Raw genomic sequence first — 24,241 nt, 5'->3', positions numbered from 1 at the left:
GCAAGCCCGTCGCGCGGGAGACATCACCGGACGAACAGCCGAAGGAGCAGCGCACATGCGGATACGGACGCGGCACACCGGGCGGCGCGTCGGCAGAGGCACAGCTCTGGCCGCTGGAACCGTCGTGGCCGGGCTGCTGACGGCCGCCTGCTCCGGCCCCGGCACCAGTGGGGCGGAGCCGCTCGCGAAGGACTGGGCCCAGCTGCGCACCGCCGCGAAAGGCCAGAGCGTCAACCTGTTCATGTTCGGCGGCGACAAGGGAGCCAACTCCTACGTCGACGACGAAGTCGCCCCCGCTGCGAAGAAGCTCGGGATCACGGTCAAGCGCGTCCCCGTGGCAGACACCCAGGACGCCGTGCAGAAGATCCTCGGCGATCAGCGTGCCGGCAAGGACAGCGGCGGCGCGGTGGACCTGGTGTGGGTCAACGGCGAGAACTTCCGCACCGGAAAGCAGGCGGACCTGTGGTTGTGCGGATACACCGGCCTGATGCCGAATCAGAAGTACCTGGACGGCACCGATCCCACCCTCACCCGGGACTTCGGCACCCCGGTCGACGCCTGCGAAACGCCGTGGAGCCGGGCCCAGTTCGCGTTCGTCCACGACTCGGCCAAGCTCGCCGAACCGCCCCGCACCATGGGCGCCCTGACCGAATGGATCAAGGAGAACCCCGGTCGGTTCACCTATCCGGCGCCCCCGGACTTCACCGGTTCGGCCTTCGTGCGGCAGATCCTCCTCGCCGGTGCCCAGGACGAGCCCGTCCCCCCGGGCTACAGCAAGCAGGCGTACGAAGCGGTCACCCCCGGTCTGTGGAAGGACCTGAACGTGCTGAAGCCCGCCCTGTGGCGTCAGGGCACCACCTATCCGAAGGACCAGGCGGCGCTCAACGACCTCTTCGCCAACGGCGAGGTCGACATGACGATGACCTACAACCCGGCGGAGGTCCCCGCCCTCGTCGACAAGGGCCAGTTCCCCCCGAGCGCGCGGGTGTTCGTACCCGAGGACGGAACCCTGGGAAACACCAGCTATCTCGCGGTGCCCAAGAACGCCGCTCACCGGGAAGCGGCACTCGTGCTGTCCGACCTGATGCTCTCGCCCGAACTGCAGTACGCCAAGGCCCGGCCCGGCGGCTGGGGCGCCTACACGGTGCTGGACCAGGAACGGCTACCCGAGCAGTGGCGAGAGAGGTTTGCTTCGCTGAGCACTCCGGAGACCACTCTCCCGATCGAGGAACTGTCCCGAAACGCCCGCCCCGAACTGAGCGGTGACTGGGTGGGGCCGCTGGACAAGGGCTGGAAGCGGGAAGTCGCCCCCGCCTCGTGACCGTGCCGATGCCGCGATGGCGGGGGCTGCTACTGGCGGCTCCGGCTCTGGCCGTCGTCGCCTTCGCAGGTGGTGCCTTGCTGCTCGCAGGCCGCGGCAGCCTCGCTGATGGCCTGGGCCGTGGCTGGAGCCTTTCCGCCTACGAGGGGTTCCTGCATGACCCGGCCTTCGCCGATTCCCTGCTGTTCAGCCTGAAGATCGCGACGCTCAGCACCACTGTGTCCGCTGCGCTGGCACTGGCCGTGGTGGGTGCGGTCAGCGCTTCCCGTCGTGGCCGGGCCGCCCTGGAGACCGCCGCCCGCGCCACGCTCGCCGTTCCGCACCTGCTCGCCGCCTCCGCGTTCGGACTGCTGCTCTCCGGGGCGGGGCTCGTCTCCCGGCTCACCCACGCCGTCGGGTGGACCGACGGGCCCGCGGACTTCCCCGTGCTCGTCGCCGACCCCGTTCCCAGCGCCGTTCTCCTGACGTACGTGTGGAAAGAGGCTCCCTTCATCACGATCATGCTGCTGGCGGCGTACACACCCGCCGTACGCGATCTGGAGAGCGCGGTACGCACCCTGGGGGCGGGACGGCTGCGCCGGCTGAGACACGTCACCCTGCCGCTGCTCGCCCCGGCTCTCACCGAGGCGTGCCTGCTGGATTTCGCGTTCACTTTCGCCGCCTACGAGGCCCCGGCGCTGCTGGGGGCGACCGTCCCGCGGGCGCTGCCGGTGGAGGCCGTCGAGCTCTACCGCTCGGTGGAACTCGACGACCGGCCCGCCGCCCTGGCCCTCGCGGTCGTGATCGGCATGGTGATCGCCCTCGTGGCCCTCGCCGCCGCAACGATCTCCCGCCGACTGCTCCGAGCAAGGACCGGATCGTGAGGCGAGCCCTGCGCAAGGCGGTATTCGCGGTGCTCACCCTCTGGATCGCAGCACCCCTGCTGCCCCTGCTGATCTGGGCCTTCGCCGGGCGATGGGTGTACCCGGCGCTCGTGCCCCAGGAGTTCTCCCTCCGCGCATGGGGTCAGGCTGCCGCCCCCCAACAGCAGGTGATCGCGGCGACCGGCACCTCGCTGGCACTCGCGCTGACCACTGCCCTGACCGCCACCGCGCTCGGAGCCCTGGCCGCGCGGGGCCTGGTCCTGTACCGCCCACCGGCCGCGGGACTGGTGCGCCTGCTGCTGCTCGCCCCCGTCCTGGTCCCCCCGTTCGCACTGGCCGTAGGTGTCCAGGAAGTGTTCGTCCGGGCCGGACTGTCCGACCACCCGACCGGGGTCGCCCTCGTTCACCTGGTGCCCGCCCTGCCCTACACGGTCCTCGTCATGATCGGCGGCTTCGCCACCTACGACCTGCGCATGGAGCAGACAGCCCGCACCCTCGGGGCGTCCCGTACCGCCGTCCTCCGCCACGTCACCCTGCCCGCACTCTCCCCGGCCCTGCTGGCTGCGGCGACCCTGGCCTTCCTGGTGTCGTGGAGCGAGTACCTGATGACCGTTCTGGTCGGCGGCGGGGTCGTCACCACCCTTCCGCTCCTGTTGTTCGCCACGGCCGCGGGCAGCGGCAACCAGGCACTGACCGCCGTATTGGGAACACTCACCGTCGCCCCACCCGTCCTGCTGTTCGGTGTGGGTGCGGCCCTGCTTCGCCGCAACAGGGCAGTCTGGGCCGACCCCGACCACGACCCTTCTCCTTCCTTCGCCACCCCGGAAATCGAGCGCTGACCGTCATGACTTCCTCGTCCTCCGCTCCCGTCCCCGGTCTGAGTCTGAAACGGATCACCGTCACCTATCCCGGGCACCGCGAACCCGTTCTGGACGGTCTCGACCTCGATGTTGCCGACGGCCGGCTGCTGGCACTGCTCGGCCCTTCAGGCTGCGGCAAGACCACCACCGTGCAGGTTGCCTCCGGACTGCTCACACCCAGCCGGGGCGCCGTGCACCTCGGTGGCACCGATGTGACCCGGATTCCGCCGGAGCACCGTGGCGTCGCGGTGGTCTTCCAACAGCCCATGCTCCTGCCGCACCGCACGGTGCTGGACAACGTGGCCTTCCCCGCCCGCATGCGCGGCCGGTCCCGCCGGGACGCCCGCACCGCAGCACTCGCCCAGCTGGAACGCGTCGGCCTGGATGCACTCGCAGCCCGCTACCCTCGCCAGCTCTCCGGGGGCCAGGCCCAGCGCGTCGCCCTCGCCCGCGCACTGGCCGCCGAACCGGCCGTACTGCTCCTCGACGAACCATTCAGCGCCCTTGACCCGAGCCTGCGGCACACCATGCGCGACCTGCTCACCACGGTCCAGCGGGAGCTGGCCGTGACCACCGTCCTGGTCACCCACGACCAGACGGAAGCCGCCGCGGTCGCCGACTCCGTCGCCCTGCTCGACCAGGGCCGTCTCCTTCAGCAGGCGCAGCCCGCCGACCTCTACGCCCGCCCGGCCTCCCTGGCCGTGGCCCGCTTCCTCGGCTGCCCCACCGCGCTCCCCGGCCACGTCACACCGCAGGGACGCTTCGCCTGCCTCCTGGGAGAGCTCGACCTGCCCGACACCGTCGCCCACCGCGGCCCCGGGCACCTGGTGATCCGCCCCGAAGCCGTCCAGGTCGGCACAGGCCCGGACACCGTGGCCGCCGTGGTGCACAGCGCACGCCCGGAAGGAGCATTCACGGCTCTCGTCGCTGACACGGCCGCAGGCCCCGTACACGTGCTCCTGCCGCCGGGCACGTCACCCGCCCTCTCGGAACACCTCCGACTGCGTCTGCCCGTCGCACACCGCTGGGTGGTCCCCGACCGGCATTCGCCTGCCGGACCGCCGTCCATCAATGGCGTGGCCGGTCCTGGCCCGGCGGCGTGCTGAGGTGCCGAGCGAAGCGCCGTACCCGGGCCGATGCGAGGGTGGGCGGTGTCCGATGGGGACTAGCCCTGAGGGACGCCTTGACCAGCCGCAGCAGTTGCAGACGGCCACTGCATGCCCAGCAGCAGGCGATGTGGGCGGCCACCCGCATCCGGTGCGCACCGGTGAGCTGCCCGTCGGCGTACGCCTCCACCTCGCCCCGCAGCCGAGCATGCCGAAACCTCTCCCGGCACTCGGCCCACACTCGCCCTGGTCCGGGAACGTGCTGCCTCTCCATGCAGCGGAAACCCCTTCAGCCGCACGCGGCATTCCAGGCCGCGCACGCCGCCCGGCCCAGACGTCGGCCACGGCGGCACCCGAGCACAAGGAGAACGGAGAAGAGGGAATGCGGGCCCTGACCGAAGGGGTTTCCGCCGTGTGGAAGACGAAGTGACAGCGCCGCCGGGCTCTGGGGACCCACAGGGGCAGGCGTTCGCCGCTTACGTGCTGCCCGAGGTGGATGTGCTGCTGCGTGTGGCGATGACACTCACCGCGCAGCCGGCGGACGCCGAGGACCTCGTGCAGGACACGCTGCTTCGCGCCTACCGGGCCATCGAGGGCTTCGACGGGAAGCACCCGCGCGCCTGGCTGCTGACGATCATGCGGCGGGCCGAGATCAACCGCCACCGTCGCCGCCGTCCCCACCTTCTGGACGACCCTGACACGGACCTGGACCGGCTCAGCTCTGCGGGTCCCAGCGGATCGGCGGAAGAGATCGTGGTGAGTGAGGCGTTCGACGAGGTGGTGGACGAGGCACTGTGTGCCCTGCCGGACAAACACCGTCACGTGGTGCAGCTGGTGGACATCGACGGCCTCACCTACGCGGAGGCCGCCCACCTGCTGGACGTACCGGAAGGCACCGTGATGAGCCGGCTGCACCGGGCACGGAAGCGGATTCGGGCGCGACTTGCCACGGCCGGACTGGCACCGAAGCGAGGTGTGATGTGATCAAGCTTCCATGGCGGCGTTCAGCGGCCGAGCGCCGGATGAACTGCCTTCAGGCCGCACGCGTGTTGCAACCCTACCTGGACGGCGAGACGGACGAGAAGACCGCACGCCGGGTTGCCGCGCACCTGAAGGACTGCCGCCGCTGCGGTCTGGAGGCATCGGTCTACCAGGAGATCCACAACGCCCTGGCCCGTCGGACATCGCCGGACATGGGTGCGATGGAGCGCTTGCACGCCTTCGGCGTCTCCCTCCTCAGTGACCCGCCGACCGGGGCCGACGACGCGGACCACGGCACGACATCCCCGGAAAGCGCCTCCTGAGGTCGAACTGGCCGACTTCCCGCCCCGCACGCCATACGATCTCAGGACGACGTGTGCGGGCCGTGCGCGGTGGGACGCGCGGGTCAGGACAGGGCGTTGGATGCGTCGTGCTCCAGGCGGGTGCGGAGGGTGGCGGCGAAGTCTTCGGCACGGGAGAGCTGGACACGGAGCTTGTCCACCTGTTCGGAGGCGGACCGTTCGTAGGTGCGCACGCGGTACAGCAGGTCATCTCGCTCGGCGGCGTCGAGAGCATCGCCGCTGTCGAGGCGCTCGGTGGCCTCCAGCAGGTCGCGCATCTCGTCGAGGGAGAAGCCGAGCGGCTTCATGCGGCGAATCACCATGAGGCGGGCGACGTCGGCTTCGGTGTAGAGGCGGAAGCCGCCCTGGGAGCGGGCGGAGGGGAGGACCAGACCCGTCTCCTCGTAGTGCCGGATGGTCCGGAGCGACAGCTCGGTCCGCGCGGCGACTTCGCCGATCTGCATGTGCTTGTCGTCCACGCCGCTCCATGGCCCTTCTTGTCCGTGCCGGGCCGCGTTCCGTGCAACCTGACCAATGTCTATCCTAACGTTAGGGTAGAGTTTCTGGTGACGAGGGCGACGGGCCTTGCCCCCACAGTGTTGTGCCGGTGCCGATGTCGCCCCCGGCGAAGATCCGATCCTTGCAGGAGTGAGCGTGCGCGAGCCCATGACGCTGACCGCCGCCCCCTGCCCGCCGTGACGCCTCGTCGCCCCATGTGAGTCGCACACCCGAGCTTTCGGTGCGGGCCTCGGCTCCGTCCCCTCCACAGACCTCCGGTCCGCCCACGCGGGCCGCCCGCGTGGCGCCGACTTGGCCCCTCCGCGTTCTCCCGCATCCCCCGGCCCGCCAGTGGGGTGTGCCCGGACACGACAGGTACTGCTTCCTTGTCCTCTTCTTCCGTACTGACCCCCGCCGCGCGCTTGCGCGGCCTGCGCCCGCACTGGCTCAACGACCCGAAGGTCTGGCGCACGGAGGTGCTGGCCGGCCTGGTGGTCGCCCTCGCGCTCATCCCGGAAGCGATCTCCTTCTCGATCATCGCCGGAGTGGACCCGGCCATCGGCCTTTTCGCCTCGTTCACCATGGCCGTGGTCATCTCGGTCGTCGGCGGACGCCGCGCGATGATCTCCGCCGCGACCGGTGCCGTCGCGCTCGTGATCGCGCCGCTCAACCGTGAGCACGGCTTGGGCTACCTGATCGCCGCCGTCATCCTCGCCGGTGTCATCCAGGTCGTCCTCGGCGCGCTGGGCGTGGCGAAGCTGATGCGGTTCGTGCCGCGCTCGGTGATGGTCGGCTTCGTCAACGCCCTCGCGATCCTGATCTTCATGGCCCAGGTCCCCGAGATGCGTGACGTGCCCTGGCCCGTCTACCCGCTGATCGCGGCCGGCCTCGGCCTCATGGTCTTCTTTCCGAAGGTCACCAGGGTGATTCCCGCTCCGCTCGTGTCCATCGCCATCCTGACCGTCATCACCGTGGCCGCCGGTATCGCGGTGCCGACCGTCGGGGACAAGGGCGCCCTGCCGTCCTCCCTGCCGGTTCCGGGGCTGCCCGATGTGCCGTTCACCCTGGACACCCTGACCACCATCGCCCCGTACGCCTTGGCGATGGCACTGGTGGGCCTGATGGAGTCGCTGATGACGGCCAAACTGGTCGACGACATCACCGACACCCACTCCTCCAAGACCCGCGAGTCCATCGGCCAGGGTGTAGCGAACATCGTCACCGGCTTCTTCGGTGGCATGGGTGGCTGCGCCATGATCGGCCAGACGATGATCAATGTGAAGGTGTCCGGGGCGCGGACCCGCCTGTCCACGTTCCTCGCCGGTGTTTTCCTGATGGTGCTGTGCGTCGCCTTCGGCCCTGTGGTCTCCGATATTCCCATGGCCGCCCTGGTCGCCGTGATGGTGATGGTGTCGTTCGCCACCTTCGACTGGCACTCGATCGCTCCGAAGACGCTGAAGCGGATGCCCGCGGGGGAGATCACTGTCATGGTCATCACCGTGGCTGTCGTGGTCGCCACCGACAACCTCGCTATCGGTGTCGTCGTCGGTTCCGTCACCGCCATGGTCATCTTCGCCAAGCGCGTCGCTCACCTCGCGGAGGTCACAGCGGTCACCGACCCCGACGGCGGCACGGTGGTGTACGCCGTCACCGGCGAGCTGTTCTTCGCCTCCTCCAACGACCTTGTGGGTCAGTTCGCCTATGCCACCGACCCTGACAAGGTCGTCATCGACCTGAGCGCCGCCCACATCTGGGACGCCTCCTCGGTTGCAGCGCTTGACGCGATCGAGACCAAGTACGACCAGCGAGGCAAGAGCGTGGAGATCATCGGCTTGAACAGCCCGAGCGCCGACCTGCATGGCAAGCTCACCGGCGAACTCTCCAGTCACTGACCTGCCCCAGCCGCTGCGACGGCCGCCCGGCCCATCTGTCGCCTTGGCGGCCGTCGTTCTGTCCGGGGCCGGGCTGGCTCTCACGCTCCGCGTGGGCGGCTGGGTCCTGATCAGTGCTCTCCGATGGACGGGGAGCCGGCGCAGACGTCGGCCACGCGACTCTCCGGGCTCGCCAACGGCGCTGTACTCCCCGCAGATCTCTGACGCTCCAGGTGACTGAAGGCCCGACCGCAGCGTGGGCGGATGGCCTCTGACCTGAGGTTCTTCCTCTGTCGAGTCCTTGTGACGTCTTTTCGATGACTCATCATGGGGTGAGCGCGGTGTCGTAAGCCGTCGCTCCTGGTTCAAAGTCCCAGAAAAGTCCCAGGGACTCCGTCACACCCCGCCTCGACTCGCATTTGTGCAGGTCAGAGGGGGTGTGACGGTGCCATTTCTGCAGGCTTTCAGATGTCCCGGAGGAGACCAGCCAGCGAGGTGGCCTGCGACGATGAGAGGGATTCGGTCGCTGACCTGGGAGAATGGTCTTTCAGTTGTTTCATGCTCGTGCCAGTTGATGGAACCGAAAGTCCCAGAAAAGTCCCAGAGCGCTCCCACGGCTGACGGAGGCTCTTTCGGCTTCACTCGACGTGGGGCAGCGTGGCGGGCCGGGGCTGTGGGCGGAGGTCGGCCATTGTTCCTCCGCCGCGATGGGCAGCTCACCTCCGCCAGCGCGGAGAAGCACGTCTGCTGGCCTACCTGGGCGCGTCGGTTCAACTTCGCCGTCTCACATCCGAAGGCGCGCAGGTTCCAATCTGTTGCTCACATGCCTGTGCGATAGCCGCGTGCCACCGGTGCCGCCGCTCGGCTTGGAGGAGTTCCTGCTCCCGGTCCGGCCGGGACCCCGGTCTTGCCCTGTCGAGCGGACCGCCGGTGGGCTACTCGGAAGTCCGGATGTGCTCGACCGCCACGTGCCCCTTGTGGTGCTTCTGTACGGTCGCCGGTTTCTGTCCTCGGCGGGGGAAGGCTGGCTGGTCAGGGCTGGAGTGGGGTGTTTTAGCTGTAGTCAGAGTTGCGGCACTTGGGTGGGGTCGGGGCTGATGCGTTCGCCGCGTGCATTGAAGACGAGCAGGTTGCGTACGTCGATGAGGAGGGGGATGTGCTGGCCTCTTCGATGACCGGCGCCCGGTTCATCGCGGATGACGAGTTCTCCGATGCCCTTGCGGGGAGGGGACTGCGCCGGAGGCTCTGTGGCGCCGGGGAGCGCGGGGTGGCGGCCGAAGGCGCCGATGCGGCGGCGGAGTTGCCGCAGGACGTCGGCGGCGCTTGTGCGGGCCGGGTGGTGGGGTATGTGGTCGGAGAGCTGGGCCGGTACGTCGGCCTGCTGTCCGCCGAGTGAGAGGTGGAGCAGCGCTTCGTGGCCCTGGAACTCGGTGTGCTCGACGACCCCGGTCATGGCTCGTTCGAAGGCGGTGGCGTGTGTCTTGTCGGCTATGCGGAGGGCTTCGGGACGCAGTCCGATGAGGAGCGGCTGTCCCTGGAAGACGCGGAGCATCTGGTGGTCATGCGTGAGCGGGTAGGAGAGTGTGATTTTTTGGGCCCCCACGTTGAGCGCCATGACGCCGTCGACGGGGGCGTACACCGTGCCGTGCAGCAGGTTGATCCTCGGTGTGCCGACGAACGAGGCGACGAAGGCGTTGGCGGGCAGTGCGTAGAGGGTGCGGGGGGTGTCGACCTGCTGAAGGACTCCGTCGCGCATGACTGCCACCCGGTCGCCGAGCGCCATGGCTTCGGCCTGGTCGTGGGTGACGTAGATGGTCGTCGCACCGGTGCTGCGGGTGACCGCGAGCATTTCGGTGCGCAGGCGGGCCCGCAGCCGGGCGTCGAGGCTGGAGAGCGGCTCGTCCATCAGGAAGACCGAGGGGCGCCGTACCACTGCGCGGCCCATGGCGACGCGCTGGCGCTCTCCGCCGGAGAGCCGGCCGGGGATCTGGTTCAGGAGGTGGTCGATGCCCAGGGTCTGGGCGACGGACTGCACGTGTGCCCTCACCTGGTCGGGGTCCTGTTTCTGGACCGCGAGGGGAAAGCCGATGTTCTGCGCTGTGGTCATGTTGGGGTAGAGCGCGAAGCTCTGGAAGATCATCGCGATGTCTCGTTCGCTCGGCTGGAGATCGTTGGCGATCCTTCCGCCGAGGTGCAGCTCGCCCCCGCTGATGGTTTCCAGGCCGGCGATCATGCGCAGCAGGGTGGACTTGCCGCATCCGGATGGGCCGAGCAGTACGAGGAACTCCCCGTCCTGGACGGTCAGAGAGAGCTGGTGCACGGCCCTCTGTCCGTTGGAGTAGGTCTTGGCGAGGTTGTGCAGGGTAATGGTGCTGCCCACGGGTGCTCCTGGTGCGAGTCGCGCTTGGCGGGAGAAGAGAGGGCCGGTCAGGGGGTGAGTTCGCCGGCGGCGATGTGGAGGCCGGCGGCGACCAGGACGATGTTCTTGATGACGTACTGGCCTTCGAGGGTGGGGACAGCCGCGGTGTGCCAGGCGGCGTCCGGCAGTACGAGCAGCGAGAGAAAGACTCCGGCCATGTGGAGGAAGAATGCTGCCAGGGCCCAGCGGAGCAGGAAACCGGTCAGGAACGCGAGCCCGATGCCCGTCTCCAGAACCGCGAGCAGGAGCAGGCAGAGCGGGTCGGGGATGAACCCCATGGTCAATTCGGTCATGGCGCTGATGGCGAAGTCCTCGGCCGCGCTCGCGCCGGGGAAGAACTTCAGGGCGCCGAACCAGCAGAAGACCAGTCCGATGCAGACGCGCAGCACGAGGGTGCTGATCCGCGTGTAGCGGTGGGCGTGGCCCGCTGCACGGCTTCCCAGGGTCTGCCGCAGGCCCAGCGCCGGGGCGGGTGCCCGGTCGTCGGGGGCAGGGCTTTCGGCGGGCTGGCGGTGGTGGGAAGTGCTGGTCATCGACAATCTCCTCCGCTGGAGACGATCACGGGTGCTGGCTGCTGGGCACCTGACTGCGGTGGTTGTCCGCCGGCCCGGGCCCCTGGTTCTTCGTACGGGGAAGGGCCCCGCGGAGGGCAGTGCCTCCTGCGGGGCCCCGGGTTAGCCGGTCCCGGTCAGCTGAAGTTGACGTCGCTGCACAGGAAGTACTTCTGGTCCATGTGCGATGCCTTCCAGACGGTCACCACGACGTGGCGTCCGCTGTAGCCGGAGGTGCTGACGTCCGTGACGTAGTGCGGCTGGTAGGGGTACCTGCCGGTCTTCTTCACCAGCTCGAGGTCGTCCCACCCGATCAGCTGGTACTCCGGGTTGAAGCCCTGCTTGGTGACGTAGACCTCGAGCCAGTCCGCGCCGTGTCGTGCCTCGTCGTAGAGGTCGATGGTGAAGTCGGAGCCGATGTTGGTCATCTTCCACGGTCCGGGGCGGTCGAGGGGACGGTAGTTCGTCTCGCCCTGGCCGCCGGCGCTGCAGATCTGACCGTTGGGGATGACCTGCTTGTAGTTGTCGCCGGTGTTGTTGGCGTAGACGGCCTTCCACGCGCCGATGGCGTTCGCGTTCTCGTGGTAGGTGCGGTAGCACATGGGGTCCTGGGACTCGTTGGGCTCGGTGTAGCCCCAGCGCTGCAGGCAGCCGTAGTTGCGGGTCTCGGGGGTGATGACGGTGCCGTGTGCGGAGGCCGTCGGTGCCTGGATGACGCCCAGGAGGGCGGTGGCCAGTACGGCGGAGCTCAGCGCGACGGCGCGGGACAGCGTTGCGGGTATGCGGTTCATGGTGCTCTTCCTCCGTGTGTGTGGAGATCACAGGCCGACCCCGACCAGTGATTTAGGTGCACATGACAGCTTGTGATGCGGTCAGGCGTTGCTCAGGTGGGTGCTCACCTCCTCTCGCCGGCGCGCGAGCCGGTTCAGCAGGGCGGCCAGGGACCACTGGCCGGGGCCGAGGGCGGCGATGAGCAGGAAGGCCCAGCAGAACAGCGCGGCGCTCTCGCCACCGTTCTCGATGGGGAGCAGCCCGTCGCCCTGGTGGTTGACGAAGTAGGCGTAGGCCATGGACCCGGAGCACAGAAGTGCTGCCGTGCGCGTGCTCAGTCCGATCAGCACGAGTGCTCCGCCGATCAGCTGGATCACCGCGGCCCACCAGCTGGGCCACTGCCCGGTGCTGGGCATCTCGCCGTGCGGGCCGCCCAGGACGTTGAAGAGGGTGGCGGCTCCGTGGCAGGCGAAGAGCAGGCCGGTCACGATGCGGAAGAGGCTCAGGATGGGCTGTTCGAACCTGGCTGCTGGCATGTGCGGCATGCCTTTCTGCGGGGGAGGAGGGGTTGGGGTGCTGCTGGGCCTGGTCGCGGGTGGCCCGCTGGGGTGGTGGCCACCCGCGATCAGGTGGCTAGGCGGTGAGGCTGAACTTCTGGCTGGCCCAGGTGCTGCAGTCCCACAGGTGGAGGCGGGCACCGTTGGCAGTGCTCTGGCCCTCGACATCGAGGCAGCGACCGGACTTGAGGTTCTTCAGGGTGCCGTTGGACTGGAAGGCCCACTTCTGGCTGTCCCAGCCGCCGCAGTCCCACAGGTGTGCCTTGGTGCCGTTGGCGGTGGCGCCGCCTTCGACGTCCAGGCACTTGCCGCCGGACTTGAGCTGCTGGCCGTCCAGCGTCCACGTCATCGAGGCTGTGTTGGCGCAGGTCCACTGCTGGATCGCGGTGCCGTTGGCCGTACCGGCTGCGGCGCGGTCGATGCACTTGGTGTTGCCGCCGTTGACGATCCGACCGGAGCCCGTGCTCGGTTCAGGGTCAGGGGTGGGGTTGCCGCCGGCGCCCCAGGCGTTCCAGTTGTCCCAGGTCTCCGCGTCGAAGCCGAGGCGGCCGGGCTGGTCCGCTCCCCAGTTGGTGCCGGACTTGTTGATGACGGTGCCGCCGACGGTGTAGTTCTCGAGCTTGAGGCCCTTGCTCTGGGCCGTCTCGTTGCCCAGGGTGACCTTCTGGCCGGCGGTGTTGGTGTAGCGCTTGAGGAGGCTGACCTGGCTGCCCGGGTCGAGGCCGTTCCAGCTGTCGATCTTCAGGTTCTTGACGTGGATGTTCTCGGTGCTGGAGAGCGCGAAGACGCGGATCGCGCAGTTGGTCTGGCCTTCGACGGTGATGTTCTCGAAGGTCATGTTCTGGACCTTCGTGTTGGGGTCGCCCTTGGTGGTGGACCCCATGTCCTCCCAGTGGGAGGAGGAGTTGAGGATGCAGGTGTTGTACTTGACGTCCTTCCAGTACATCCGGTTGTGGATGACGTGGGTGTTGGTCACCCGGACGTTGTCGATGTTGCGGGGGGTCCAGCCCCACTGGATGACGGGGCCGTTCTCGTTCTTCCAGATGACGGTGTTATCGATGTTGACGTCGCTGTGGTACATCTTCAGGACGTCGTCGTTGGCGTTGAAGAACGTGTTCTTCATGGTGCTGCCGCGGTAGAGCTCGATGCCGTCGGTCTGCCAGTACCAGGAGCCGACCTGCTTGTAGTTGTCGACGCGCATCTGGAAGGTCTGCTCGTTGCCGTAGACGACGAACGAGTGGTACGGCGGTTCGTTGATCGTCACACCCTGCAGATCGAGGTACTGCTGGGCGTCGGCGGACTGGAACTGGAGCATCTTCACGCAGGAGGCGTGACAGTTCGACGCCCCGCTGAGGTGGTCGTAGTTGTTGTTGGTGTCCGCCTCGTAGACGTACTGCTCACCGGAGAGGACTCCGTACCCGGTCACCTTGTACAGGCCCTGGGTGTCATGGAAGAAGCGGAAGGCGCCCTTCACGTACGCGCCGGGTGCCAGGTAGACCCACTTGACGTTGGCCGGGAGCACCGCGTGGTACTTCGAGCCCATGGTGTAGGTGCCCGGGCGGAAGTAGATGATGTCCTGGCTGATGTTGTTCAGGTTCGTGACCTGGCCGGGCTCGGGGTAGTGGATGCTCCCCGACGCGGCGGTGGGGATCAGCCGTTCCTTCTCCGCGCCGGTCGGCGTCGGCTCGGCAAAGATCATCATCGAGTTACGGGGCTCGGTGTGGATGGCCCGGTTATTGCCGCCGCCGGTGGTGGTCAGTTTCCCGGCGTCGTTGGCCGGGCCGGACATGTCGTTGTACGCCGTGTACAGCTGCGGGTCGAACTCGACCGAGAACCGGTAGCCCTTCGAGCTGTAGGGCACCTTGACCCGGACGGTCTTGCTGTTGACCAGCTCCTTGTCGAAGTTCAAGCTGCTCGGCTTGATCTTGACCTGGTCGGCCGAGGAGATGCTCTGGTCGGTGCGCAGTGACACGTCGACCCACACGTCGGCCGTGTACTGGAACGACGACCAGCTCATGGTGAGGTTCGCCGAGGCGGAGAACTCCGCGCCGTCCTCCTTGGTGTAGCCGATCTTTCCCTTGCCGCTGCGGGGGATGCTCATGTACGCGAACGAGTCGTACTTCGTAGTCGGCGCCGCGGCCGTGGCGACCTTCACGTCGTAGAAGGAGGACCGCCGCACCTTGTCACCGCCCACCGGGCTGCTCGTGTTGAACTCGTGGTTGTCGTGCCACCAGGTCTGCAGCTGCTCGCTGTTCGCGGTCTCTCCCGCCGCTCCCGCCACGGGTGCCGAGGCCGCGGCGGCAAGAGCTGCCGCGGGGACGAGCCGGCCCGAAGGCAGGGGGGTGACCGAAGTCAGAGCGCTGGCCGGCATGACGGCTCCGGCGAGCGCCAAGGCCAGGCCGGCGGCGATGGCCGCCAGCGGGTTGAGCCGTCGCAGTCTTCCTGCGGGCATGATGATGTCCTCTCCTTGATGAGTCGGGGCATGGCCCCAGGGCGCCCGCCCGGGGGCGGGCACGGACACCGCTGGAACAGCTGGAACAGCTGTGTGGCGGAGTCATCGGTGCATGCGGTCGCCCGTTGCCGGGGCTGACCGGGGTGCGGCACTCGTCCTGGTCGGCGGTTCGTCTCTCTTTGGGGGAGCCGGCTGACGGAGTCCACGCGGGGATCATTCGCAGGGCCAGGAGCACAGGACACCGGTCCTGCGAGCGGAGCGAACCGGTCCTGCCCGCCCCGAGGGGTGAGGGGCTGCCGATGTGGCGGCGACCTGTGACCCAACAGGCCCTGGCTCCGCCCCGGTTGCCGGTTAACTTCCCGTCATTTCTTCCTCGTGTCAATGAAATGAACAGGATTCTTCGACCTATGGGGCCAGCGTGTGCATAACAAGATGCGCAAAAGACGCGAAGCGACTACGAGCGTCCGGTTGGAGTGGGCCATCACGGTTGCGTAACGCGATGTTTTCTTCCTTGACGCACTTAAAGGCTGCGGGACACACTCCCGTCATAAGTAGCGACGCCGACTTCCACAGGTCGACGGCGTCCCAGCCGCAGGAGGCGCGATGACGATCTCTGCAACGCTTGGCAGTACCGGCCCCGCGCATACGGGAAGCCCTCGCCACCCGCATCGGGTTCGATGGCGCTGAACTTGATGCAACGGCCCTGACAGACCACTACCTGGAGGCACCGCGTGATGAGCCCGTCCAAGATCCGGTTCTCGGAGCTTGTCAGTGAGCAGACCAGGGCGGAGATCTTCGCGACCGTGCTCACCGCAGGACCCATCTCGCGCACCCAGCTCGCCCAGCGCCTGGGCCTCGTGCCCTCCTCTGTCACCCGCATGCTGCCGCCGCTGCTCGAGCATGACTACCTGCGTGAGAGCGACCCGGTTGCCCAGGGGCGGGGCAGGCCGCAGAAGATGCTGCACGTCAATCCCGACAAGCACGTGGTCGTCGGCATGAAGATCGCCCCCGGGCGGGTCTTTGGCGTCGTCACCGACATGGCGGCCAACGTCCTGGCCCGGGACGAAGAGCCCCTGGCCGACTGCACCCCCCAGACCGCCCTGTCCGCCGCCGCCTCCCTGACCGGCAGGCTCCTCGCAGAGGCGCCCGAAGCGGCGGACAGGGTGCTCGGCCTCGGCGTCGGGGTCAGCGGCCACGTCGATTCGGCAGCCGGGATCTGCCGCTACTCGGCCCTGCTCGACTGGAACAAGGTCGACGTGGCCGGGCCCCTGCGGGAAGCGACCGGGCTGTCGGTGGTCGTCAACAACGACGTCAACACCCTGGTCGTCGCCGAACGCTGGTTCGGCGAAGGCCGCGACATCGATTCCTTCGCCGTGGTCACCGTCGGCCCCGGCATTGGCTGCGGCCTGCTCCTGGACGGCGCCCTGTTCTCCGGCGCCACCGGACTCGCGGGCGAACTCGGCCACCTTCCCCTGGACCCCTCCGGACCCATGTGCAGCTGCGGCCGACGCGGTTGCCTCGAAGCCCTGGCGGGCGACCGCGCCATCCTGCGCCACCTCGCAGACGGCGGATTTCCCTGCGACACGATCACCGACGCCATCGAGCTCGCGCGAGGCGAAGCCGGGGCGGCCCGCACCGTGGCCCGATCCGCCTTCGCCGAAGCCGGCACCGCCCTCGGCAGAGGCGTGGCCGGCATGTGCAACCTGCTCAACCTGCAGAAAATCATCATCGCCGGCGAAGGCGCGGTCGCCTACGACCTGTTCGGCCCGCACATGAGCGAGGCGATGCAAGCCCAGGCGTTCTCCACCGCGGCCACCGACTGCGACATCCACGTCGACCCCGCCCGCCACGACCTCTGGGCCCGGGGCGCCGCCTGCCTCGTCATCCGCGACACCGTGGGAGCGGCCATCTCCTGACCCACAGCGCCCGCCGATGCTGCGGCAACCCATCACCCGCAAAGTCACTAAAAGTAACCATGCGAACACTATGAGGTTTGACGTGCCCGAAATCGAAGCCAATCCCGCCGACGCCTGGTGGAGCGAAGCGGTGGTGTACCAGATCTACCCCCGCAGCTTCGCGGACTCGAACGCGGACGGCATCGGCGACCTGCAAGGCATCATCGAACGGCTCGACTACCTGGCCCAGCTGGGCGTCGACGTCCTGTGGCTGTCCCCTGTCTACCCGTCCCCGCACGACGACAACGGGTACGACATCAGCGACTACCAGGACATCGACCCGCTCTTCGGAACCCTCGCCGACTTCGACCGGCTCCTGGCCGCCGTCCACGAGCGCGGCATGAAGCTCGTCATGGACCTGGTCGTCAACCACACCTCCGACGAACACCCCTGGTTCACCGCCTCCCGCAACGAAGGCCCGCAGGGCGGCAAGCGGGACTGGTACATCTGGCGCCCCGCCCGCGAGGGCATGGAGCCGGGCACCCCGGGTGCGGAACCCAACAACTGGGGCTCCTTCTTCTCCGGCCCCACCTGGACCTACGACGAGAAGAGCGGCGAGTACTACCTGCACTTGTTCTCCCGCAAGCAGCCCGACCTCAACTGGGAGAACCCCACCGTGCGCCAGGCGGTCTACGCCATGATGCGCTGGTGGCTCGACCGGGGCGTCGACGGCTTCCGCATGGACGTCATCAACCTCATCTCCAAGACCCCTGGCCTTCCCGACGGCATCGTGCACGAGGGTGCCTTGCACGGGGACGGCAGCCCCCACTACATCTGCGGCCCCCGCATCCACGAGTACCTGGCGGAGATGCACCGTGAGGTCTTCGAAGGCCACCCTCGCCGCCTGCTGACCGTCGGCGAAATGCCCGGAGTCACTGTCGGGGACGCCAAGCTGTTCACCGACCCCTCCCGCCGCGAGCTCGACATGGTGTTCCAGTTCGAGCACGTCGGCCTCGACCAGGGAACCAGCGGGAAGTTCGATGTCCGTCCGCTGAAGCTGACCGCCCTCAAGGCCAGCCTCGGCCGCTGGCAGACCGGCCTGGGCGAGACCGGCTGGAACAGCCTGTACTGGAACAACCACGACCAGCCCCGTGCCGTCTCCCGCTTCGGCGACGACAGTCCCGCCTCCCGCGACCGCTCCGCGAAGCTCCTCGCCACCGTGCTCCACCTGCACCGCGGGACCCCTTACGTGTACCAGGGCGAAGAGCTCGCCATGGCCAATAGCCGTTTCGCCTCCATCGATGACTTCCGCGACATCGAGTCCCTCAACTACCACCGCGAGCAGACCGCCCACGGTGTCGACGAGGAACAGGTCCTGGCCGGACTTCGGCACCGCAGCCGGGACAACGCCCGCACCCCCATGCAGTGGGACACCTCCCAGCACGCCGGCTTCACCGCTGGCACCCCGTGGATCGCGGTGAACCCCGATCACACCCATGTCAACGCCAAGGTCCAGCTCGCCGACCCCGACTCCGTCTTCCACTACTACCGCCGCCTGATCGCCCTGCGGCACACCGAGCCCGCCCTCACTCACGGTGACTTCCACATGCTGCACCCCGACCACGAGCAGCTCTATGCCTTCACCCGCCACGACGCGGCATCCGGCACCGAACTGCTGGTCCTCGCCAACTTCAGCGGAGCCGACCTCACCGTCGACCTGCCCGACGGCTGGGAACACAGCGAGACCCTCATCGCCAACGTCCCGGCCTCCACACCTCTCACGGCCCCGCACACCCTGCAGCCCTGGGAAGCCCGTGTCCACCGCCGCAATACCTGACCAGCCCCACCTGAACACCCGTACCGCCTCCCCCCGCACCGCCCTGACCCTGCACACCCAAGGAATCCTCATGACGAACATGCGCTTCCGTGCTCCGCGCCGCACCACCCGACGAGCTCTGCTCGCCGTGTCCGCTCTGGCACTCGTGGCACCGCTGACCGCTTGCGGCGGCGGATCGGACACCGCCGAGGGAGACGGCAAGACTCTGCGCCTGTGGCACTACGAGCAGGAGGACGGCGCCCTGAGCAACGCCTGGGACTCGGCCATCGCGGAGTTCAAGAAGACCCACCCCGACGTGAAGGTCGTCTTCGAACGCAAGACGTTCGAGCAGATACAGCAGAACGCCGGCATGATCCTGAACTCCGACAAGGCGCCCGACGTCATGGAGTACAACAAGGGCAATGCCACCACCGGACTGCTCGCCAAGCAGGGCCTGCTCACCGACCTTACCTCCGTCGCGAAGGAACGCGGCTGGGACAAGAAGATCAGCGAGAGCGCGTCCGTCACCGCCCGCTACGACGCCAACGGCGAAATGGGCGGCGACAAGTGGTACGGCGTCCCCAACTACGGCGAGTTCGTCCTCGCGTACTACAACGACGACCTATTCAAGAAGCACAACATCACCAAGCCCACCGACCTCCAGAGCTTCGAGGCCGCCCTGGCCGACTTCAAGGCCGCCGGGATCACCCCGCTCGCCAACGCCGGCAACGACCACCCCGCCGGCCACTGGCTCTACCTCCTGGCCCTGGCCAAGGCGAATGACGCCTGGGTCGACGACTACCAGCTCTACAAGGGCAAGGTCGACTTCCACGGCCCGGAGTGGACCTACGCGGTCGAAACGTACAAGGACTGGCTCGACAAGGGCTACTTCGAGAAGAAGGACGTCGGCCTCAAGGGCAGCGACATGACCGAGCAGTTCGTCTCGCAGAAGCGCCCGATCATGGTCGGCGGCAACTGGTGGTTCGGCGGCCTGACCACCGACATCACCGACTTCACCTGGTCCACCGCCCCCTACCCCGGCAGCAAGAAGACCCTCGGCTCCGGCGGCAACCACTGGGTCGTGCCCACCAAGGCGAAGAACAAGAAGCTCGCCGAGGACTTCATCGACATCACCATGTCGGACAAGATCCAGAAAATCCTCGGGGAAGAGGGCAACGTCCCGCTCGCTGTGAAGCCGGACTCCATCGAAAACCCCAAGTCCCGCGAGCTCATCACCGCGTTCAACACCTACCAGGACGGCAAGGGGCTCGCCTTCTACCCGGACTGGCCGGCACCCGGCTACTACGACACCTGGATGGGCGCCACCCAGAACCTCATGAACGGCGGCAAGCCCCACGCCGTCCTCGACGAGCTCAAGGCCCCCTACGAGAAGTACACCGCCACCCGGCGCTGAGACTGACCCGCCCGAACCCGCGCGTCAGTCCCTTCTTCCCGGGGACGGCGGCCCGCCCGCACCGGGCCGCCGTCCCGCCCCTCTTGGAGCAACAGTGAAAACCACACGTCACCCGCGGCCCACGGGATACGCCGTCTTCCTCGCCCCCGGCCTGCTACTGAGCCTGCTCTTCCTCGTCGTCCCGCTGGTGATGACCTTCTACTACAGCCTCACCCAATGGCAGGGCGTCGGAGAGCCCACCTGGATCGGCTTCGACAACTACACCCGACTCTTCAGCGACGCCGACTTCTGGGCCTCGTTCCGCAACATCGCCTTCGTCATCGTCGGCATCGCCGTCGTCCCCACCCTGCTCGGGCTCTTCCTCGCCGCCCTCCTGTTCGACTACATCGGCAAGAAGCACGGAGACGGCTTCGTCAGCCTCTTCCGCTCCGGCCTCTACCTCCCCCAGGTCATCCCCGTCGCCGTCACCGGGCTGATGTGGGGCTGGATCCTCGCCCCCGAAGGCGCCGTCAACAGCGTCCTCGAAAAGATCGGCCTGAACTCCCTCGCCCAGAACTGGCTCGGAGACCCCGACCTCGCCCTGTGGATGGTCCTCGCCGTCCTCGTCTGGATGCAGCTCGGCTACCCCCTGGTGCTGTTCCTCTCCGGGCTCCAGCGCATCGACCCCGAACTGTATGAAGCCGCTTCCCTCGACGGCGCCACCTGGTGGCAGCGCTTCACCCGCATCACCGTGCCCATCCTGCGGCCCGAGGTCTACGTCGTCCTTGTCACCACCACCATCGCCGGCCTGAAGGTCTTCGCCCAGATCTTCGTCCTCACCGGCGGCGGCCCCGGCAACTCGACCCTCGTCCCCGCGTACTTCGCCTACCAGAACTTCTTCGAGCGCGCCGACGTCGGATACGGCTCCGCGATCTCCAGCACGATCACCCTGCTCGTGCTGATCATCGCCGGAACGATGCTCACCCGCCAGGCCCGCGAGGACGGATGACCATGACCACGCACACCACTTCCACGGCACCCCCCGGCCACCGGCGCAAAGCGGTCAAGGCTGAAGCGGGTAAAGCCAAAGCGACGGGCAACCGCCGCAGCCCCGGCTCCTACGCCGTCCTGGCAGCCGTCGCCGTATTCGTCCTCGCGTTCCTGGCACCCTTCATCGTCATCCTGCTCAACTCGTTCAAAACCAGCGCGGACTTCCGCACCAACGGGTCGCTGTCCCTGCCCGCCCAGTGGAACTGGAGCATCATCGCCGAAGTCTGGGACCGCGTCGGCTTCACCCAGAAACTCTTCAACAGCATCCAGATCAGCCTCGGCGTCGTTCTCATCGCCGTCCTGCTCGCCCTCTTCAACGCCTACGCCATAGGCATCGGCCGCATCCGCTGGCGCACCCCCTTCCTCATCTTCTTCCTCGGCGTCAACGTCCTGCCGCAAGAGGGCCTCGTATACCCCATCTACTACCTCTTCAAGGAGATGGGCCTCTACGACGGGAAACTCGGCTACACCATCCTCGTCGGCATCACCTACAGCGCCTTCGGCACCTACCTCCTCTCCTCCGTCTTTGCCAGCTTCCCCCGCGAACTCATCGAAGCCGCCTCCATGGACGGAGCCGGCCGATGGACCATCCTGTGGCGCATCGTCCTGCCCATGAGCTGGCCCACCCTCTCGGTGATGTGCGTCTTCTTCTTCGTCTGGAGCTGGAACGAGTTCCTCTACCCACTCGTCCTCCTCATCTCCAACGACAACCAGACCGTCCCTCTCGGCCTGTCCGTCATGCAAGGCCAATACACCAGCGACCCCACCGCCATGAGCGCCGCAGCCCTCCTCGGCATCGTCCCCATGGTCGTCTTCTTCCTCATATTCCAGCGCTCCCTCACCCGCGGCATGACCGCCGGAGCCGTCAAATAGCCCAGCCGCACCACCCCAAAGCCACCCCGGATCCGGCACGCACCGCCCCGCCGCCGGGTCCGGGGTACACCCACGCCTGCGGAAGGGCCCGCACCGCACGGCTCGAGCCGGTGACTCATGTCGAATCTCCCCTCCCGAAGAGGGGGGTGGCTGCTGGCCATGACGCTCGTTTGACGCCCGCAGACGGTAGAGCGGGCCGCTGAGTAGGCTCTGAACTGCGCTTTTCCGGGCCTGCTGGAGCCGACATCTTTTCGATGACTCATCACGTGAAGAGCGCGGTGCACGGAAGCCGTCGCTCCTGGTTCGAAGTCCCAGAAAAGTCCCAGGGACTCCGTCACACCCCGCCTCGACTCGCAATTGTGCAGGTCAGAAGGGGTGTGACGGTGTTTCTTCTGCAGGCTTTCAGATGTCCCGGAAGATCTCGATCTGAGCGCCCACCGAGTTCAGCCGCTCCGCCAGCTCCTCGTAACCGCGGTTGATCACATACACGTTGCGCAGTACGGAGGTTCCTTCGGCCGCCATCATCGCGAGCAGCACCACCACGGCCGGGCGCAGGGCCGGCGGGCACATCATCTCCGCCGCGCGCCACCGGGTCGGGCCCTCGACCAGGACCCGGTGCGGGTCCAGGAGTTGGAGCCGGCCGCCGAGGCGGTTGAGGTCGGTGAGGTAGATCGCGCGGTTGTCGTAGACCCAGTCGTGGATCAGGGTCTGGCCGTGGGCCGACGCCGCGATGGCCGCGAAGAACGGCACGTTGTCGATGTTGAGGCCCGGGAACGGCATCGGGTGGATCTTGTCGATCGGGGCCTCGAGTTTGGAGGGCCGGACCGTCAGGTCGACCAGGCGGGTGCGCCCGTTGTCGGCGGCGTACTCCGGGGTGCGGGCGCAGTCGACGCCCATCTCCTCCAGGACCGCGAGTTCGATCTCCAGGAACTCGATCGGCACCCGGCGGATCGTCAGCTCCGACTCCGTGACGACGGCGGCGGCGAGCAGGCTCATCGCCTCGACCGGGTCCTCGGAGGGGGAGTAGTCGACGTCCACGTCGATGTTCGGCACCCCGTGCACGGTCAGCGTCGTCGTACCGACGCCGTCCACCCGTACGCCCAGCGCCTCCAGGAAGAAGCAGAGGTCCTGGACCATGTAGTTGGAGGACGCGTTGCGGATGACGGTGGTGCCGTCGTGCCGGGCGGCGGCCAGCAGCGCGTTCTCGGTCACGGTGTCGCCGCGCTCGGTCAGCACGATGGGGCGGCCGGGGGTGATGGAGTGGTCGACCTGGGCGTGGTAGATGCCCTCGGTCGCGGCGATCTCCAGGCCGAAGCGGCGCAGCGCGATCATGTGCGGCTCGATGGTGCGGGTGCCGAGGTCGCAGCCGCCCGCGTACGGCAGCTTGAACCGGTCCATGCGGTGCAGCAGCGGACCCAGGAACATGATGATCGACCGGGTCCGGCGTGCGGCGTCCGCGTCGATGGCGTCCATGTCGAGGCGGGCCGGCGGGATGATCTCCAGGTCCGTGCCGTCGTTGATCCACCGGGCGCGCACCCCGATGGAGTTCAGCACCTCGAGGAGGCGGTAGACCTCCTCGATGCGGGCCACCCGGCGCAGCACGGTGCGGCCCTTGTTGAGCAGCGATGCGCAGAGCAGCGCCACACACGCGTTCTTGCTGGTCTTGACGTCGATGGACCCGGAGAGCCGGCGCCCGCCGACCACCCGCAGATGCATGGGACCGGCGTAGCCGAGAGACACGATTTCGCTGTCGAGTGCTTCACCGATGCGGGCAATCATCTCAAGGCTGATGTTTTGATTGCCGCGCTCGATGCGGTTCACGGCGCTCTGGCTGGTGGCGAGCGCCTCGGCGAGCTGACTCTGTGTCCAGCCCCGGTGCTGACGGGCGTCACGGATGAGCTTGCCGATACGTACGAGGTAGTCATCTGACATGCCGGAAGGCTATCTCAGATATGAGATGAAGATCTTGGCGGGGTGTGGCGTTCGGGTGACGGGTGTGTGGGAGGGGTGCGACCGTTCGCGCTGTGGCTGGTGGGGTCGTTGCTCATGTTCCGGCTGTTTCGCCCGTTGGGCGCGTGGTGCGCACCCATCGGCGTCCGTTCCGGCCGGAGGTCAGCCGGCCGGGGCGAAGCCCAGACGCGTGTAGAGGCGGACAGCGGGATTGCCGTCGGTGACCACCAGGGTGAGTTCGGATGCGCCCGCGGCACGGAGGACCGTCGCGCTGTGGGTGAGGAGTGCCCTCGCCAGGCCTCTGGAGGTGTGCTCGGGGTCGGTGAGGGCGAAGGCCACGAGCGGGCGGGACTTCCAGAGGGTGACGAAGGAGAGGGAGGCCGTGGTGGAGCCGTACCAGGCAACGCGCGTCGCCCGCTGGTCGACCGCGCCGAACTCGCCCGCGAGCGCGGCGGCCATTTCGGCCCGGTGCCATTGCGCGGACTCGCCCCCGTCGTCCACACCGCCCCGGTAGGCGCGATAGGACAGCTCGCCCAGAAGCGTGGCGTCGGCCCGGGTGACCGGGGCGGCCCGATAGGGGGCGGGCAGAGGGTACGGGCGCGGTGGCGCGGCCAGGTCCCAGCGCATGAGTGTGCGCCGGGCCGGTGCGGCGGGCGGCGGGGCGGCGCTCACA

At 67.9% G+C, this 24,241-nt stretch carries 21 protein-coding genes; 12 read left to right on the top strand and 9 right to left on the bottom strand.

Features of this window, described 5'->3' with window-relative positions; translation table 11 throughout:
* The first annotated feature begins 55 nt into the window (after positions 1-55).
* The 4 genes from JGS39_RS10120 to JGS39_RS10105 are packed head-to-tail and all read left to right on the top strand — an operon-like array spanning position 56 to position 4,150.
* Entirely contained in the window at positions 56-1,321 is a 1,266-nt protein-coding gene (locus JGS39_RS10120; RefSeq protein ID WP_219568428.1) for an ABC transporter substrate-binding protein, read from the top strand.
* 8 nt (positions 1,322-1,329) lie between these two features.
* Positions 1,330-2,184 carry an ABC transporter permease gene (locus JGS39_RS10115; protein ID WP_236063475.1) on the top strand — a complete coding sequence of 285 codons (855 nt, stop codon included), beginning with the start codon at positions 1,330-1,332 and terminating at the stop codon, positions 2,182-2,184.
* On the top strand, positions 2,181-3,023 hold the full coding sequence (locus JGS39_RS10110; protein ID WP_219568426.1) for an ABC transporter permease: 843 nt from the start codon (positions 2,181-2,183) through the stop codon (positions 3,021-3,023). Before JGS39_RS10115 ends, JGS39_RS10110 begins: the two co-directional genes overlap by 4 nt.
* A 5-nt stretch (positions 3,024-3,028) precedes the next feature.
* Positions 3,029-4,150 (top strand): ABC transporter ATP-binding protein, encoded by a 1,122-nt coding sequence (locus tag JGS39_RS10105; RefSeq protein ID WP_236063476.1) that lies wholly within the window; start codon positions 3,029-3,031, stop codon positions 4,148-4,150.
* On the opposite strand, the gene JGS39_RS41870 is transcribed toward JGS39_RS10105, so the two are convergent.
* Positions 4,113-4,424 carry an anti-sigma factor family protein gene (locus JGS39_RS41870; RefSeq protein ID WP_372456139.1) on the bottom strand — a complete coding sequence of 104 codons (312 nt, stop codon included), beginning with the start codon at positions 4,422-4,424 and terminating at the stop codon, positions 4,113-4,115. The genes JGS39_RS10105 and JGS39_RS41870 overlap by 38 nt on opposite strands.
* Positions 4,425-4,576: 152 nt before the next feature.
* On the opposite strand from JGS39_RS41870, the gene JGS39_RS10100 reads away from it, so the two are divergent.
* Together JGS39_RS10100 and JGS39_RS10095 are read left to right on the top strand one after the other, a co-directional pair.
* Positions 4,577-5,134: an RNA polymerase sigma factor gene (locus tag JGS39_RS10100; RefSeq protein ID WP_124275323.1), complete on the top strand. Its 558-nt coding sequence runs from the start codon at positions 4,577-4,579 to the stop codon at positions 5,132-5,134.
* A 38-nt stretch (positions 5,135-5,172) separates the two neighbouring features.
* The gene (locus JGS39_RS10095) at positions 5,173-5,454 is read left to right on the top strand and encodes an anti-sigma factor family protein (RefSeq protein ID WP_164493685.1); all 282 of its coding nucleotides are present in this window, start codon (positions 5,173-5,175) and stop codon (positions 5,452-5,454) included.
* Positions 5,455-5,537: 83 nt separating this feature from the next.
* Here the strand turns inward: JGS39_RS10095 and JGS39_RS10090 are convergent, their stop codons facing one another.
* The gene (locus JGS39_RS10090; protein WP_219568425.1) at positions 5,538-5,951 is read right to left on the bottom strand and encodes a MerR family transcriptional regulator; all 414 of its coding nucleotides are present in this window, start codon (positions 5,949-5,951) and stop codon (positions 5,538-5,540) included.
* 405 nt (positions 5,952-6,356) lie between these two features.
* Here JGS39_RS10090 and JGS39_RS10085 point away from each other — a divergent pair, with 405 nt between their 5' ends.
* Positions 6,357-7,862, top strand: a complete 1,506-nt coding sequence (locus JGS39_RS10085) for a SulP family inorganic anion transporter (protein WP_164493661.1) — start codon at positions 6,357-6,359, stop codon at positions 7,860-7,862.
* Between the two features lie 1,042 nt (positions 7,863-8,904).
* On the opposite strand, the gene JGS39_RS10080 is transcribed toward JGS39_RS10085, so the two are convergent.
* From JGS39_RS10080 to JGS39_RS10060, 5 genes are all read right to left on the bottom strand, one after another.
* Positions 8,905-10,221, bottom strand: a complete 1,317-nt coding sequence (locus JGS39_RS10080; RefSeq protein ID WP_219568424.1) for an ABC transporter ATP-binding protein — start codon at positions 10,219-10,221, stop codon at positions 8,905-8,907.
* A 47-nt stretch (positions 10,222-10,268) separates the two neighbouring features.
* The gene (locus JGS39_RS10075) at positions 10,269-10,793 is read right to left on the bottom strand and encodes a DoxX family membrane protein (RefSeq protein ID WP_236063477.1); all 525 of its coding nucleotides are present in this window, start codon (positions 10,791-10,793) and stop codon (positions 10,269-10,271) included.
* Between the two features lie 155 nt (positions 10,794-10,948).
* Positions 10,949-11,602, bottom strand: coding sequence for a lytic polysaccharide monooxygenase auxiliary activity family 9 protein (locus JGS39_RS10070; RefSeq protein ID WP_219568423.1), 654 nt, complete (start codon positions 11,600-11,602; stop codon positions 10,949-10,951).
* 81 nt (positions 11,603-11,683) lie between these two features.
* Positions 11,684-12,127: a DoxX family protein gene (locus JGS39_RS10065; protein WP_372456138.1), complete on the bottom strand. Its 444-nt coding sequence runs from the start codon at positions 12,125-12,127 to the stop codon at positions 11,684-11,686.
* A gap of 88 nt (positions 12,128-12,215) precedes the next feature.
* Complete coding sequence (locus JGS39_RS10060; protein ID WP_219568421.1) at positions 12,216-14,591, bottom strand: family 49 glycosyl hydrolase; 2,376 nt, start codon at positions 14,589-14,591, stop codon at positions 12,216-12,218.
* Positions 14,592-15,325: 734 nt separating this feature from the next.
* Between JGS39_RS10060 and JGS39_RS10055 the strand changes: the two genes are divergently transcribed.
* From JGS39_RS10055 to JGS39_RS10035, 5 genes are all read left to right on the top strand, one after another.
* Positions 15,326-16,507 carry an ROK family transcriptional regulator gene (locus tag JGS39_RS10055; RefSeq protein ID WP_219568420.1) on the top strand — a complete coding sequence of 394 codons (1,182 nt, stop codon included), beginning with the start codon at positions 15,326-15,328 and terminating at the stop codon, positions 16,505-16,507.
* Between the two features lie 82 nt (positions 16,508-16,589).
* Positions 16,590-18,323, top strand: a complete 1,734-nt coding sequence (locus JGS39_RS10050; protein ID WP_308120298.1) for an alpha-glucosidase — start codon at positions 16,590-16,592, stop codon at positions 18,321-18,323.
* A gap of 70 nt (positions 18,324-18,393) precedes the next feature.
* Entirely contained in the window at positions 18,394-19,716 is a 1,323-nt protein-coding gene (locus tag JGS39_RS10045) for an ABC transporter substrate-binding protein (RefSeq protein WP_236063478.1), read from the top strand.
* Between the two features lie 94 nt (positions 19,717-19,810).
* Entirely contained in the window at positions 19,811-20,704 is an 894-nt protein-coding gene (locus tag JGS39_RS10040; RefSeq protein WP_219568418.1) for a carbohydrate ABC transporter permease, read from the top strand.
* Positions 20,705-20,706: 2 nt separating this feature from the next.
* A complete protein-coding gene (locus tag JGS39_RS10035) occupies positions 20,707-21,618 on the top strand; it encodes a carbohydrate ABC transporter permease (RefSeq protein ID WP_219568417.1) in 912 nt (303 codons plus the stop codon).
* 402 nt (positions 21,619-22,020) lie between these two features.
* On the opposite strand, the gene JGS39_RS10030 is transcribed toward JGS39_RS10035, so the two are convergent.
* The gene (locus tag JGS39_RS10030; protein ID WP_219568416.1) at positions 22,021-23,550 is read right to left on the bottom strand and encodes a helix-turn-helix domain-containing protein; all 1,530 of its coding nucleotides are present in this window, start codon (positions 23,548-23,550) and stop codon (positions 22,021-22,023) included.
* Between the two features lie 180 nt (positions 23,551-23,730).
* Positions 23,731-24,241: GNAT family N-acetyltransferase (locus tag JGS39_RS10025; protein ID WP_219568415.1), on the bottom strand; the 511-nt coding region annotated here is incomplete at its 5' end.

The sequence above is a fragment of the Streptomyces poriferorum genome (assembly GCF_019399235.1).
GTDB classification, from domain to species: domain Bacteria; phylum Actinomycetota; class Actinomycetes; order Streptomycetales; family Streptomycetaceae; genus Streptomyces; species Streptomyces poriferorum.
This window is presented reverse-complemented; position numbering and strand designations above follow the sequence as displayed.